This is a genomic window from Roseibium sp. LAB1, from assembly GCF_054658235.1.
Genome location: NZ_BAAGIB010000008.1, coordinates 1 through 15,128, shown reverse-complemented (window position 1 = coordinate 15,128; position 15,128 = coordinate 1). Strand labels below are relative to the sequence as shown.

12 protein-coding genes are annotated in these 15,128 nt (G+C 55.9%); 7 read left to right on the top strand and 5 right to left on the bottom strand.

The features are described from left to right. Positions 1 to 33 precede the first annotated feature (33 nt). Entirely contained in the window at positions 34 to 534 is a 501-nt protein-coding gene (locus ACYQ54_RS26885) for a hypothetical protein (protein ID WP_460087943.1), read from the top strand. 215 nt (positions 535 to 749) lie between these two features. Here the strand turns inward: ACYQ54_RS26885 and ACYQ54_RS26880 are convergent, their stop codons facing one another. The 3 genes from ACYQ54_RS26880 to doeA are packed head-to-tail and all read right to left on the bottom strand — an operon-like array spanning position 750 to position 3,842. Next, complete coding sequence (locus ACYQ54_RS26880) at positions 750 to 1,478, bottom strand: GntR family transcriptional regulator (protein WP_460087941.1); 729 nt, start codon at positions 1,476 to 1,478, stop codon at positions 750 to 752. After that, complete coding sequence (gene argE, locus ACYQ54_RS26875) at positions 1,475 to 2,650, bottom strand: acetylornithine deacetylase (RefSeq protein WP_460087939.1); 1,176 nt, start codon at positions 2,648 to 2,650, stop codon at positions 1,475 to 1,477. The genes ACYQ54_RS26880 and argE overlap by 4 nt, the downstream gene beginning before the upstream one ends. Positions 2,651 to 2,657: 7 nt before the next feature. Next, a complete protein-coding gene (gene doeA / locus ACYQ54_RS26870) occupies positions 2,658 to 3,842 on the bottom strand; it encodes an ectoine hydrolase DoeA (RefSeq protein WP_460087937.1) in 1,185 nt (394 codons plus the stop codon). Between the two features lie 176 nt (positions 3,843 to 4,018). Here doeA and eutB point away from each other — a divergent pair, with 176 nt between their 5' ends. From eutB to ACYQ54_RS26845, 5 genes are all read left to right on the top strand, one after another. Continuing rightward, complete coding sequence (gene eutB, locus ACYQ54_RS26865) at positions 4,019 to 5,026, top strand: hydroxyectoine utilization dehydratase EutB (protein ID WP_460087935.1); 1,008 nt, start codon at positions 4,019 to 4,021, stop codon at positions 5,024 to 5,026. Next, positions 5,016 to 6,011 carry a cyclodeaminase gene (locus ACYQ54_RS26860; RefSeq protein WP_460087933.1) on the top strand — a complete coding sequence of 332 codons (996 nt, stop codon included), beginning with the start codon at positions 5,016 to 5,018 and terminating at the stop codon, positions 6,009 to 6,011. Before eutB ends, ACYQ54_RS26860 begins: the two co-directional genes overlap by 11 nt. A 16-nt stretch (positions 6,012 to 6,027) precedes the next feature. Beyond that, a complete protein-coding gene (locus ACYQ54_RS26855; protein WP_460087932.1) occupies positions 6,028 to 6,543 on the top strand; it encodes an Lrp/AsnC family transcriptional regulator in 516 nt (171 codons plus the stop codon). A gap of 90 nt (positions 6,544 to 6,633) precedes the next feature. Next, positions 6,634 to 8,130: an NAD-dependent succinate-semialdehyde dehydrogenase gene (locus ACYQ54_RS26850; protein ID WP_460087930.1), complete on the top strand. Its 1,497-nt coding sequence runs from the start codon at positions 6,634 to 6,636 to the stop codon at positions 8,128 to 8,130. Between the two features lie 33 nt (positions 8,131 to 8,163). Beyond that, entirely contained in the window at positions 8,164 to 9,531 is a 1,368-nt protein-coding gene (locus tag ACYQ54_RS26845) for an aminotransferase (protein WP_460087928.1), read from the top strand. A gap of 78 nt (positions 9,532 to 9,609) precedes the next feature. Here the strand turns inward: ACYQ54_RS26845 and ACYQ54_RS26840 are convergent, their stop codons facing one another. Both ACYQ54_RS26840 and ACYQ54_RS26835 read right to left on the bottom strand, forming a co-directional pair. Further along, a complete protein-coding gene (locus ACYQ54_RS26840) occupies positions 9,610 to 11,826 on the bottom strand; it encodes a peptidase domain-containing ABC transporter (RefSeq protein ID WP_460087927.1) in 2,217 nt (738 codons plus the stop codon). Further along, on the bottom strand, positions 11,823 to 13,415 hold the full coding sequence (locus ACYQ54_RS26835) for a peptidase domain-containing ABC transporter (protein WP_460087924.1): 1,593 nt from the start codon (positions 13,413 to 13,415) through the stop codon (positions 11,823 to 11,825). The genes ACYQ54_RS26840 and ACYQ54_RS26835 overlap by 4 nt, the downstream gene beginning before the upstream one ends. A 37-nt stretch (positions 13,416 to 13,452) precedes the next feature. Between ACYQ54_RS26835 and ACYQ54_RS26830 the strand changes: the two genes are divergently transcribed. Continuing rightward, the coding region (locus tag ACYQ54_RS26830) for a cadherin repeat domain-containing protein (RefSeq protein WP_460087922.1) at positions 13,453 to 15,128 on the top strand (1,676 nt) is incomplete at its 3' end.

Below are 15,128 nucleotides of genomic sequence, written 5' to 3'. Positions count from 1 at the left end.
ACTTCGTATTATCAGATAGTAAGGAAACCATTCATGTCTGGTAAGATCTCCTTCAGGAGGAACTACGCAGGTTACGGAGATTATGTAAGACCATTTGAGAGGGCTAACGACATCGGAACCGTTATTACGGAGTTTCTTTGGTACGATGGCGCGCCATTTTATCCACTTGGCGATTTGATCTCCGCAAATATCAGTTCCGTCTGGCTCGGTGCGGGAGAGCCGACGAAGGACGATGAAGACAATCTGGATCTCGTTTTCAAAATGCCTGAAAGCGACGGGGGCAACTTTTTTGAAATTGTCCTCAGGTCGAACGGCGGCACTTCTTATGGTGGTTGGGCCTGGGGGCAGGATTTGGAAGTGACGGACACAGTTGTTTCCGGTCACAGAGTGCTCGTCGCTCATGCAAATGAACTTTGTGTATTTCTCGAATATTCACTCGAAAAAGGAAAATACGTTCAACGCAACGTAGAATCTGACTGCAAGATTACGACTTCAACAGTCAGAAAACTGACAAAAATGGCAAGGAGACACTGAATTTTTTAGTTATATCTAGGCACACCGCACATATTTGAGGTGAAAACGCCGCTTTTGTTTGAGGTTATTGCAAGAATTAACCGTTCAAAGAAGTTCGTTCATCTTCTTTGAAAGCCCGGGCCGCTCCCGGAAGCAACTGATTGTATCCCACCACAATCGCTTCCGGGAGCGGTCTTATTCGTTCCATCTCGGTCGCAACCCATCCGGTTCGGACGCTAACCGGCTTGCTGATTGGCAGTAGCATGTCTGGTGGCCTTCAGCCGGTTGAACCCCATGGAGAGGTGCGCCCGTCGAATCAAGGCTGCGGCCTGAAAATCTCCAAGTCGAACCGCATCGGCGATTTCCTCGATTTCACTGCAGAAAATCGCGACTTCTGCTGAAAGGTCTTCATCGCGGATCAATGTCAACCAGATGCGACAGGTCTTGTAGAAAAGCTTTTCGGAGACCTCCCGAAGCGGCACGTTCAGTGTCAATTGCAGGAACGCGTGAAAGAAGTCGATATTGAGACGGGCAAAGACCGTCCGGTCCGGCCTTGTTCTCAGGCGTTCCGCACGGATCTTGAGATTGTTGAAAAGGACTTCCAAGTCCGGATCGAGGGTTCTCGGACATAACCTGCCGGTCAATTCGTTCAATTCCAGCCGGAGTTCGTAAACCTGGGCCAGTTCCTGAAGGTCGACTTCCGTCACCAACGTGCCGACGCCTTGTTGCGACAGCAGCAAGCCATCGGCTTCCAGGATCTGCAATGCCTTGCGCAACGGCGAGCGACTGACGCCGAATTCCGTCGCCAGCGCCTCTTCGCTCAATTGCGTTCCAGGTGGATAAACGAGCATACAGATCCGGTCCCTCAGGACCGAATACATGATCTGAAACCGCTCCTGCGCGTTGGAGGCCCGGTTCAAAAGATCAGCGACATCCGCCGATCCAGTTACGGTCTGATCGGTCATGGGGCCTGCAACAAGGTCCTTTCGAGTCCCGTGAGCATGGCGAGACATCTGTCGAGTTGTTCGACTGCCAGATATTCATCTGGTTTGTGAGCCTGGGCGATGGAACCGGGACCACAAACCACGACGGACATTCCGAGCGCCTGAAACAGGCCTGCTTCAGTTCCGAAAGACACGACGTCGCACAGGTTGGCCCCTGTCAGCGATGTGACGATATCCCGCGCTTCGTTCTCCGGCATCACGGCCAACCCGGCGACTTCCCCGATGATTTCCGTCACGATTTCCGCATCAGGGTAGACGGATGCCATCTTCGGCAAGAGGACGTCCCGGCAATAGGTTTCAAGTGCGGCCCTGATCTCGACCGCATCTTCCGTGCGCACCGGGCGCATTTCCCACTCCACGGCACAATGTCGGGCAATCACATTGCGCGCAGACCCACCATCAATCCGACCGACCTGAAGAGTTGTCCAGGGCGGTGAGTAACGTTCACTGTCCGGACCTGACTTGTCCTTCATGGTGTCAGCCAGTTCCATCATTCGGGAAATAAAGGCCGCCGCCACATGGATGGCGTTGACGCCTTTGTCCGGCTCTGACGCATGTCCGTCCGTGCCATGGAAAGCGGTCGTATATTCGTAACAGCCCTTGTGGCCTTCGATGACCCGCATTTCCGTAGGTTCACCGATGATTGCCACAGACGGGCGGATGTCACCCCGTTTCAATTCCTCAACCAGGTGCCTGGCCCCGAAACAGCCGACCTCCTCGTCATACGTCAACGCCACATGCAACGGTCGCTTCAGATCGAGAAACGCATAATCCTGCGCCTTGGCGAGGACTGCCGCGATGTAGCCCTTCATGTCGCAACTGCCCCGCCCGAAGAGCAGACCGTCCTCTTCACGCATCTGATACGGGTTGCAGGTCCATTCGGCCGGGTCGGCCGGTACAACATCCGTGTGACCCGACAAGACGATCCCGCCCGAAACATCGGGGCCGATTGTGGCAAACAGATTTGCTTTTCGGCCAGTCGCGTCCTTCGACACCGACACCCTGGCGCCCGATTCGCGCAGCAAAGTCGCGGCGAAACTGATCAGTTCTAGATTGCTGTCGGCCGAAACAGTCGGAAAACCGATCAGTCGATCCAGGATCGAAATTGTCCGGTTCAAGAGGTCAGAGCGCATCGCAACCTCAGGACTTCACGAACAATCTGCGCGGCCTGTTGCACAGACATTCCGCCCGCCCCTCCTCCTTGATGAGGATGCTCTCCGTGATTTCCAGTCCCCAGCCATCCATCCAAAGTCCAGGCATGAAATGAAATGTCATGCCGGGTTTAAGGACAGTCTTGTCTTCTTCTCGAATGGAAATCGTGCGTTCGCCCCAGTCCGGGGGATAGGAAATGCCGATAGGATATCCTGCCCGTGCCCCCCGTTCGATCCCTGCTGCCTCAAGCGGTTTTGCCAGGGCTCTTGCGATGTCGCCAGCAGTATTGCCTGCCCTGGCGGTCTCAAGACCAGCTTCAAGTCCCTCGATCAGCGCCTTTTCGGCGTCAAGAAGATATTGTTCCGGCTTGCCGAGAAAAACGGTGCGGCACAAGGGAGCATGATATCGGCGATAACAGCCGGACAGTTCAAAGAATGTCGCTTCGCCTTCCTGCATGAAACGGCCATCCCAGGTCAGGTGCGGTGCCGAAGCATCCGCACCACTCGGAAGAAGCGGCACAATGGCTGGATAGTCGCCCCAGGCATCGTCCAGTCCGCGGATGGCATCGGCATAGATCTCGGCAACGAGATCCGCCTTGCGCATTCCCGGCACGACACGCTCGAAGACACCGTCCATTATCTTCTCGGAGATCCTTGCGGCCTTGCGCATAAAGACGAGTTCTTCATCGGATTTGATCGCTCTTAGCCAGTTGACCATGCTCGTGGCATCAATGAATTGCGCATTTGGCAGGTCATGCTGAAGCGTGAGGAAGGCCTTGGCCGAGAAATAGTAATTTTCCAACTCAACGCCGATCTTCTTGTTTGCGTATCCCTTTGATGCCAACAGAGCGGCAAGATCCTGCATGGGATGACGCTCGGAAGACTGGATAAAATGATCCGCATAGGACGCAACACGTGCATCGTCCATCCAGACAGTGCGGCGCGCGCCGTTTGCGTCCTGTCTGCGCCCCCACCAGATGGGCTCTTCGTCCAGAAAGACAACGACACCCTGATGGACGTAGAACGACCAGCCGTCATACCCGGTGGTCCAGGACATGTTGGAGGGGTCCTCGAGAAACAGGACATCTATGCCCTGTCTGGCCATATCCGCACGGACAAGGTCGAGACGGCGTTGGTATTCTGCACTGCTGAACGGAAGGTCATGACCTGGCATGATTGGGCCTCGTCGATTATTTGTACACAACTAAGAACGCAGCCATTCAAAAAATCAAGTAAATAAACAAACATCAAGAACCCGACTTGCGCATTTGAACGTATTTGTACACAAATAGGCAGAAACGTCCCGTGCAGGATACAAAAGATGGTCGCATACGGTACCGGAGACGGTCGATGCAATTGAAACTCGCAGACATTCTTGATGCGCGAAAAACCATCGCGGGCAAAGTCGTCAGGACACCCTTGCTGCCGTCCAGGTTCCTGTCCGAGCAATCCGGACACCCGTTTTTCCTGAAGATGGAGACGATGCAGCCAACGGGAGCCTTCAAGCTGCGCGGTGCCACAAATGCGGCCCTGAATGCACCCGAAGGCACCACGACGCTCACCTGTTGTTCGACTGGCAATCATGGCCGAGGCGTTGCTTATGCTGCGCGGCAATTTGGCATGAAGGCAGTGATCTGCATGTCGTCACTGGTACCGCAGACCAAACTGGACGGCATCAAGGCGCTTGGGGCAGAAACCTGCATTGTCGGCAACAGTCAGGACGAGGCTCTTGCCGAATGCCAGAGACTGGGACAATCACCCGGTGTTTTTGAGATTTCCCCCTTCGACGATCCTTATGTGATTGCAGGCCAGGGAACCATCGGTCTTGAAATTCTGGAGGATGTTCCGAATCTCGAAACCCTTCTGATTCCCTTGTCCGGAGGCGGCCTTGCCGCCGGCGTCGCGCTTGCCGCAAAATCCATAAACCCGGCGATCCGCGTAATCGGCCTGACAATGGACCGAGGTGCCGCAATGAAGGCCTCAATCGACGCAGGTCGCCCTGTGGAAGTGCCGGAAGTGGCGAGCCTGGCGGATTCGCTTGGCGGCGGCATTGGCCTGGGCAACCGGCTGTCCTTTGCAATGTGTCGGGATCTTCTGGATGACGTCGTGCTGGTGAGCGAAGACGAAATCTACCGGGCCATGCAGACGCTCTATTACGAAGACAGCCATGTGGCGGAAGGCGCCTGTGTGGTCGGAATCGCTGCTTGCCTTTCCGGAAAACTGCCGCAACCGAAGGGGCCGGTCGCGACGATTATTACCGGGCGGAATGTAGACATGACCCAATTCACGAGAATCATGACCGGACAGGACGTTTCGCTTGGCGACTATCTGGTAAAGGGAACCCGTTATGGCGCATGAAATCAGGCTGGTGACTGAAGCGGATCTGCGACGGTCCGTTCATCTGGATCTGGAAGTCATCGATTGCATCGAAGAGGCATTTGCAAAACTGGCAACCGGAACCGTGGTGATGCCCCCAGTACTGTCCATGGCCTTGCCGGAGGTGAATGCGGAGGTCGATGTGAAGACGGCCTATGTTCCCGGTCTGGACGGTTTCGCGATCAAGGTTTCTCCTGGGTTTTTCAACAATCCAACCCTTGGATTATCGAGCCTGAATGGTCTGATGGTGCTTTTCTCAGCCAAAACTGGCCTCGTCCAGGCCGTTTTTCTGGATAACGGCTATCTGACCGACATTCGAACGGCTGCTGCCGGTGCGGTGGCAGCGCGCCACCTCGCACCGAAAGAAGTCTCCACGATCGGTATTTTAGGCACAGGTGTCCAGGCACGGCTGCAACTGATTGCAGCAGCCAAGGTGCGTCCTGCTTCAAGGGCTTTCATCTGGGGCAGAGACCCGGACAAGGCCAAACATTTGGCAAAGGATATGACGGCAGCGCTGGGGATCGACGTGATCGCTACCGAGGACCGGCAGCAGCTCGTTGCCGATAGCCAATTGGTTGTGACAACCACACCGGCTAAGGACGCCATCCTGAACGTGGATTGTTTGCACCCGGGCTTGCATATAACCGCCATGGGGTCCGACCAGGAAGACAAGAATGAGCTCGATCCTCAAATCCTGACCCGTGCTGACGCCGTAATCTGCGACCGCATCAGCCAATGCGAAAAATTTGGCGAACTGCGCTCGGCGCTGGAGAGACGCACTTTGCAGGATCTTTCCTGCGTGCAAGAGCTCGGCGCGGTCGTTTCGGGCAAAGCGCCTGGCAGAACACAAGATACCGACATCACAGTCTGCGATTTGACCGGGACCGGAGTTCAGGATACCGCCATTGCCACGCTCACCCTTGGCAAGGTCAAGAAATTCAACGCGGGCACCACGCTCGTTTCCTGAACCGGCAAGAGACCCCATGCTGAAACTGGACAACAGAGATCTGGAAATTCTGAAGGTACTTGCCGAAGAAGGACGAATTTCCAAAGCTGACTTGGCCAAGCGCATCAACCTGAGCCCAAGCCCCTGCTGGAAACGCCTCGAGAGGCTGGAAGCTGCCGGTATCATCGAAGGTTATGGCGCGCGTTTCGCACTCCGACATATCGCTCCTCATGTCACTGTGTTCGTGACTGTCGAACTGGAGCATCACCGCGCCGAATATTTTCAGGCCTTTGAGCGGTCAATCCGTGGTTGCGATGAGGTGGTTGCCTGCTGGGCCATTGGCGGCGGCCTCGATTACCTGATGCAGACTGTCACACGTGATATAGACAGCTACCAGCGGTTCATGGATGCCCTGCTCGACCGCGGCCTTGGTGTCGTTCGCTACTTTACCTATGTGGTTACCAAGCCCGTGAAACAGAGTTCGGGTCCGTCGCTCGATTTGTTGCTGGCCGGTATGCTTGGAACGGATGTTGCCGGCGAAAGCTCCGAATAAGAACGAAACGGCTGCAAGTCCTTCCAATAAAAACCGTTTCGTTCCCGGGGGCCATTCTAGGGTCTGCTCACCACTTTGGAGAGCAACGCCATGCAGTCCCGTATTCGTGCCGAGACATCACCTGAAAGCTCGCTTTTCCACCAGATCGACAATCGTCATCTGGTCAAACATTTCGCTTATTCCGACGGCCGGTGGGTGGCGTCGCGCGACGGTGCCGTGTTTGAGGTTACAGATCCAGCGGACGGAAGTCTTCTTGGCGAAGTGACGGCACTCTCCAGCGTGGATTCCGCCGAGGCTGTCGACGCTGCGAATCTCGCATTTTCCAAATGGGCTGCGTTACTGCCTCAGGAAAGAGCGTCGTTTCTGCTGGCCTGGTACGCTCTGATTGTCGAAAACCGGGAAGATCTTGCGCGCCTCATGACACGCGAGCAGGGAAAATCGCTGTCTGAATCCCGCGGCGAGATCGACTATGCAGCTTCCTTCGTTTCTTTTTACGCTGAGGAGGCCAAACGCCCCAACATCGAAAGCATCACGTCGCATCTTCCAGATGCGGAGATGGAGGTCTGGCGGGAGCCTGTTGGCGTTGCGGCACTGATTACGCCCTGGAACTTCCCCTGCGCCATGATCACGCGCAAGGCTGCTGCCGCACTTGCTGCTGGCTGTACCGTGGTGGTTCACCCCTCCCAGGAAACGCCCTATTCCGCACTCGCCCTTGCCGAGTTGGCCGATCAGGCGGGACTTCCGGCTGGTGTCTTCAATGTCATTCCGGGCAAAGCCGAGGAGATTGTGAAGCCTTGGATGGCGGATCCCCGTGTCAGAGCGGTTTCATTCACCGGATCAACCGGGATTGGCAAACTTCTCTATTCGCAAGGCGCAGAAACGGTTAAACGCCTTGTGCTGGAACTTGGCGGGCATGCGCCCTTTCTGGTGTTTGCCGATGCCGATCTGGACCATGCGGTCGAACAGGCAATCGCGGCAAAATTCGCCACCACGGGACAGGACTGCCTCGCGGCTAACCGCTTTTTGATTGAAAGACCTGTCTACCAGGCGTTTTGCGATGCTTTCACCAAGCGTGTTGATCAATTGACCGTTGGACCGGGTCTCGATGATCCGGACATCGGACCGTTGATGCATGAACGGGCTATTGCCAAACAGGAAGACCACGTTCGCGACGCACTGGCACGAGGAGCCTGTTTGTTGACCGGTGGCCGCCGTCACGCGGCCGGTCCATTGTTCTTCGAACCGACCGTTCTGGCGAACGTTCCCGGTGACGCGGCGATTTTCAGGGAGGAAACATTTGGCCCAGTTGCGGCACTTGCGGCCTTCGATACGGAAGAAGAAGTCATCGCCCGGGCAAACGACACCGAATATGGCCTGATCGCCTATCTCCACACCCAAGACCCGCGCCGCATCTACCGGGCAAGCCGTTCGCTTCAATACGGCATGGTTGCCATCAATCGCACAAAGGTGACCGGCTATCCGATCCCTTTTGGTGGCGTGAAGCAGTCCGGACTTGGACGCGAAGGTGCCCGCTACGGTCTGGAGGCCTTTACCGAAATCAAATATGTCTGCCGGGACTGGAGTTGACCCGGCCGAGCCAAATACGAAAAGGACGAAAACATGCTCAAGAATGATCAATTGGACGCCTGGGACAGGGAAAACTTCTTCCATCCCTCGACACATCTTGCGCAGCACGCACGCGGCGAAAGCCCGAACCGGATCGTCACCGGTGGCAGCGGTGTCTATATTGAAGATCGTGACGGCACCAAACTTCTGGACGCATTCGCCGGTCTCTACTGTGTCAACGTTGGCTATGGCCGTTCGGAAATTGCCGATGCAATTGCTGAACAGGCGCGCGAACTTGCCTACTACCACGCCTATGTCGGGCACGGCACGGAGGCATCGATCACGCTTGCAAAGATGGTGATGGAACGGGCCCCCGCTCACATGTCCAAGGTCTATTTCGGTCTTGGCGGGTCAGACGCAAACGAAACCAACATCAAGCTGGTCTGGTATTACAACAACATTCTCGGACGGCCTGAAAAAAAGAAGATCATCTCGCGTTGGCGCGGTTATCACGGCTCCGGTTTGATGACCGGGTCGCTGACCGGGCTTGAGCTGTTTCACAAGAAGTTCGATCTGCCGTTGTCGCAGGTCTTGCACACGGTCGCCCCTGACTATTTCCGTAGGGAAGACCTGTCCCAGTCCGAGGCCGATTTTGTTGCCTATTGCGTCGCCGATCTCGAAGCCCTCATCGAGCGAGAAGGCGCCGACACGATTGCCGCCTTCATTGGAGAACCCGCGCTTGGTACTGGCGGGATCGTGCCTCCGCCAGCCGGTTATTGGGAAGCAATTCAGGCGGTTTTGAAGAAACACGATATTCTGCTGATCGCAGATGAAGTCGTGTCCGGTTTTGGCCGTCTCGGTACCATGTTCGGTTCTGACCACTACGGAATTCAGCCGGATTTCATTACCATCGCCAAAGGCTTGACCTCAGCATATGCACCGTTGTCCGGGTCCATCATTTCAGACAAGGTCTGGAAGGTTCTTGAAGACGGTACTGACGAGTTCGGCCCGATCGGCCATGGCTGGACCTATTCCGCGCACCCGATCGGTGCTGCAGCCGGCGTTGCCAACCTGAAGCTCATCGATAGTCTGGGCCTTGTCGCCAATGCGAAAACAGCGGGCGCCTATTTCAAGGCGGCGCTCTCCGACGCTCTCGGCGACCATGCCAACGTTGGCGACATACGCGGCGATGGTTTGCTCTGCGCAGTCGAATTTGTCGCGGACAAGGCCAGCAGAACCTATCTCGATCCGGCCAGCAAAACCGGGCCGCAAGTTGCTGCGGCACTCTTGAAAGAAGGTGTGATCGGTCGAGCCATGCCGCAGGGAGATATCCTTGGGTTCGCCCCTCCCCTGTGCATTTCGGATAACGAAATCGACAAGGTGGTCGATGCAACCGTGAAAGCGGTGAAATCCGTTTTTTAAAGTACGAAATACCTGAAATGAAAAGGCCCGCCGGAAACATCCGGCGGGCATATTTGTATCACGAGAAACAACCGTCGGCTAACCGGCTTTCGCGGGCTGCCCCATGAGTGCCGGAACCACTTGCTCTGGCGGCCCCATCATCGCGATCTGACCGCCTCTGAGCACGATAACGCGGTTCGCCATTTTCATGTGGCTTGGTCGCTGGGTGTTGATGAGGATCGTAGCCTTGCCCTTTAGCTCCTCGATCATCGCCATGAACTTCTTGTCACCCTCGAAATCGAGATGCGTACCCGGGTTGTCGAACAGATACAGAGGTGCCGTCTTCACGAAGGCACGGGCCAACACAATACGCTGTTTCATGTTGTCCGGTATTTGCTTCAAGACCTCGCCATTGAGGCGCGTTTCAAGACCGTTGAAGTTTTCTGTCAAGTAGGACAGCAAACCAAGTCGATCCGTAACTTCGATCAGTCTTTCCTCACTGGCTCCTGGATCGGACATCAACAAGTTCTGTTTCACGGTGCCATAAAAGAAGTCCAGATCATCAGGAGCATACCCGATGGAGGAGCGCCACTCGGCAGTGTCTAGCTGGCGCACGTCCAGACCGTCGAACAGAATCGAACCGACCTGCGGCTGGAACAAACCGATGACCGCCTGAAACAGTGCCGTCTTGCCCGATCCGCTCGGACCGGTGATGGCCACGGTCTCGCCCTCCTTCACGGTGAGCTCAAGCCCCTTCAGCGAAGCTTCTGTCGCGCCCGGGTAACGGAGCACGAGAGAGGACATTTTCAGGTCACCGCGAATGTCGCGTGTGATCTTCGGCAAGTGACCCGGTTCACGTTCGAGCTGAACCTGCATCAGATTATTGATCTGCTCGATCACAGTTCGGCTTTGCGCGAGCTGCGTTATGCTGAGGAACGCCTGGTTCATGGGGTTCAGCACCCGCCAGCTCAATGCCATCGTTGCGATCAGCGCACCAAGACTCATGTCACCTTCCATGACACGCATTGCCCCAATGCCCAGTACCAGAACACCGCAAATGGTCATAAGAGTTTGAGACACGGTTTGCAGCACATGGGTGATATGACGCGCATGGATGTTGAGCTTGTTGAAGCTGGTGGACAGAGTGGAAAACCGCACCAGCCAGATATCTTCCACGGAAAGATTTCTGAGCGCGCGCTGATTGCGGAATGTCTCGATCATGAAGCTGTTCAGCTTCGATTTCTGCTCCCCCACTGCGGCGACTTCGCGTTGGACCATTGGCAGAACATATACTGCCAGCAAGGTGTAGATCGTCAAAAGCGCCAGCGGCGGCAAAGCCACCGGTCCGCCGATCAGGAAGATCGCTACAATGAAGATTAGCGTGAAGGGAATATCGACGATCGCGTTGAACAGGGAACTCTGGAAGATGTCACGCACGCTGTCGAAATACCGCAGCCGCATGACCTGAGTTCCGATGGGTGCTTCGGACAGCATCGCGTATGGCAAATGCAGGATCCGTTCAAAGGTCTTGTTGCCGACAATCGCGTCGACCCGTCCACCAAGATAGGATTGCAGCCATGTTTTCATCCGGCGCAACACAATTTCGCACAGGAGAATGATTGCAATACCTACAGCCATGGTCAGAAGGACTTCGGTAGATTTCGCTCCCATCGCCTTGTCGTAGATCGCCATGATGAACAGCGGCGGAGCAAGTGCAAGAATGTTGAGAACAAAACCAAGAGCAAGAATGGAAATGATGCTTGACCGGAACCGTCTGGACACGGTTGAGAACCAGCTTCGATTGCTTTGGCCCTGGCTCTTGTCTTCGGTGTCTTCCACAACGAGATAAATCTCGTTTTTCAAGATATCCGAAGCAGGGACGACAATCGCCTCCCCTTGCAGGCCGGAAAAAGCACGGAACTCGCCCGTACCGATTTGTCCGACGATCACCTGAACGTCGTCGCCGGAAAAACGTAAACACGGCATCTGAGCGTGGGTCAGTTCCGTCGCAGTGCCGTGGAACAGCTTCGTCTTGACTGTCAGCCTGTTCAGAACTGTGCGCAGAGACTGGAAGCTGTCGATACGATCGAAATGGGGCAAGGCCTCGAACAGAAGCCTGTCGTTGCCTTGCCAGCGCATTTCACACAAGAGCGGGATCAGGCAGCGTTCGGCCGGTGCCGCGCCTTCATCAGGCAGGCCCAGCCGGGCAGAGGAACTCCCATCCGCGGCCAGTTCGGCGGATAGGTCGCGCCATTGCCGGTGAACTGCGTTGTCGGCCGCGTGGACGTCTTCAAGATTGAATAGCGGTCTGCTCACGCCGGCATCCCCATTTTCTGAGACGCCCCGGTTACGTTCATCGTGCCGAGGTCGTGAACGCAGCCGTCTCTGAGTTCATATTGATGGTCGGCCACGGCCAGCATGGAAGGACGATGACTGATGATGATCACGGTCAGGTAGCCCTTGAGACGGATCAAGGCATCGACAAGACCCTTTTCGGCTTGTTGGTCCAGTTGGGCGTTTGCTTCGTCCAGGATCAGGATTTTCGGTTCGCCTGCCAGTGCTCTTGCGATACAGATGCGCTGCAATGTGGCCGCCGGCACCTTGCCGCCCAGATCAGAGCCTAATTGTGTCTCGTAGCCGCGCGGAAGAAGATGGATCTCCTTTTCAAGCCCTATCAGCTTTGCCGCCATGCGGGCATGGGCGATGTCGGAGACGGCACCGAACATGGTGATATTTTCCAGGATCGTGCCGTTGAAGATGGCCGACTGGTTGTCGACATAGGCAACGGTCTTGCGCAGGGCGTGCTGATGCACGCCGTCGTAATCGTGCCCACCAATCATCACCTTGCCGGTAGACGGCGTCATTTCGCCGGTCAGCAATTTCATGAGTGTCGACTTGCCACTACCGTCCGCCCCGCGGAAACCGACAAATTGCCCGGTTTCTATCGTCAGGTTGATATCTTCGAACACCCTGCGGCGGCCATCACCCAGTTCAACCGAGACGTTGATCAGGTGAATGGAACCGTCGGTGTCGACCCTCAAAGGTTCCTGCTGCTCGACTTCGGGCAATCTGAACAGGGCGTTGACCTGGCTGTAGTCGTGCTTCAGCCGCTGCATGTCGGTTAGCTGATTGATCGCGCGCAGAAAGGGCTGCACGAACTGACCGGACAGCAATGTGCTGGCGGCAACACCCCCGACGCTGAAATTGCCGTGAATGGCCATCAACGCACCGAAGATGACGACAAAAATCGTCGTCAAGGTCCCAAACAGAACCGATGCGTCTCTCGCCTGTCCGGACAGGCGCATGTATTTCGAGCTGAGTTCGGCAGTCGCCCGTTGCAACCGTTCGAAACGGCGCATGATCAGCGCTTCCATCGCCTGGGATTTCACGGTCTTGGCACCGGAAAGCACTTCGAGGATAAAATCGGATTTGCGGTCGTCCTGGTCGGCCCGGTCGGCGACAACCTGTTGCAGCACCTTGTTCCTGTTGAGCGCAAAAAACATGAAGATGCCCAACAAGGTGATCGGCACAAACGCCAGCGGTCCGGCTATGAAGACGAGCGCTGCCAGGTAGATCCCGCCTGCCGGTAGATCGATTGCAAGAAGACGGTTCTGGTCGCCGTAGTGATCGGCGACGGATTGCAGCGAGCGAAGCTGGTGCACCTGGACGGAAACCGGCGTCTTGGCAAACTGGGACGGCTCCGCATCGAGAACACGGCGAAACAGCTCCGTGTGCGCCTGATGATTGAAGCCAGCTCCCAACCGGCCGACAACGGCTGTCCGGGATACCTTGATGACAGCGTCGGCGATGAGCACGACGATGACCCCCAGGATGAGCACGAGCAAAGTGTCGGTGGAGGCGTTCGGCAGAACACGGTCGTAGACCTGAAGGATAGCCAGCGGCATCGCCAGGCCAAGGATGTTTGCAAAAACGGATGCAGTGATGACGTCGCGCGGCAGTCCGGGCGAAGAAATCCATTTTCCGGTCGGAGAATGCCGGATCCTCAAACGAGGTAAAAAGAATGATGAAATTACCGATTTCAGCATATGCGGGCCAGAGTCGTGTACTTACTCGCTCAAACTGTGCCGTTCGGGTTTAAAAAGCGTTTACCTTACGCCGTATTTCCCGAATTTTATTAGAACTAACCTCCAGAATCCTAGACGAATTTTGCGCTTTGTTAAGGACGCCGACGTTCATTGGCAGTATCGGAAATTGTGCGGACGTGCGACCGAAATGGCAAGCGACACTCAGAATCGAGACACTCAGGAAAAGTCCCCTGCAGAGGGCAGCTCCACGGAAACCAGGACGACCCTGAATTCCGAGAGCATTCTGCATTCGGGGCTCCTCGATAATCGGGATCAGCATCTCGACAAGGCGCACGACTATCACCTCGACCAGGACATGGGCGAATCCATGGAACAGGTGAATGCCAACCTGCACCTGGGCAGTGACGAGGAAGAGCAACGCTACGGCGACCAGGAAGACCCGTCTTCCGGTGCGCAGGCAGTAGCTTTCGACGACGATACTCCGGAGCTTTCCACGCGTGAAAACGACGAATCATCCGATGCGTTCATCGAACAATCTTTGAATGGTGCTGCTAACACTGAAGAAGGTGCCGGGTCGGACAACGACGATTTGCCAGTTGGTGGAGGCTCATCAGCGAGCCTCGCCTCTTTGCTGGCCGATGATACAAATCAGACCTTTTCGACGGGAGCGCCTACCACACAGACTGGTGGATCATTTGGCGATCCGGATGGACAAGCACCCGCTGACGCTTCGTTCGAAAGTGGCGAATCTGTTCTCCCTGCCGGTACCATTGCTTCGGATTTGTCAGCGGTTACCGATATTGACGAGAGTGCCAACTCCGTCGATGAGAATTCCACATTTGGTTCAACGACCGGAATCCAGGCAAGCGCGAGCACTGCGGAAGGCGCAAGTGTAACTTACAGCCTCCTCGACGATGCAGGTGGCCTGTTTTCCATTGACCCTGAAAGCGGCATCGTGACCGTTGCCGGTGCGCTCGACGCGGAAACGGCCGGCAGTCATCAGATTGTGGTGCTTGCCACCGGCTCCGATGGCGCTACGCAAACAGAAACCTTCACGATCACGATCCGGGACGTGAACGAATACGATGTCAGCGCCGTCAGTACGGTTGGCGCAGTCGCGGACACGATTTCCGAAGGTGTAGACGGTGGCAGCCAAATCGGCATCACCGTCGTCGCCACGGATAAAGATGTGACGGACAGCGTCTCCTATTCGGTGGACGATCCGCGCTTCGTCATTGATGACCAGGGTGTTGTCAGCATCGCCGAAGACGCGGTGTTTGATGCCGAAACCGAAGCAACGGTCTCCTTTACTGTGACGGCCACTTCGACCGACGGCTCACAATCCACGCAAACTTTCACACTCAAGGTCGAAGACGAAAACGAATTCGCGACCTCCGCAGTTCAGGATACGGACACAGCTGCCAACACCATCACCGAAGATGCCGCGGCAGGTACCGTGGTTGGTGTAACGGCATTTGCTGAAGACAAAGACGTTACCGATACGGTTTCCTATTCCGTCGACGACGCACGCTTCACCGTCGACGAGAACGGCGTGGTCCGGGTTGCTGACGG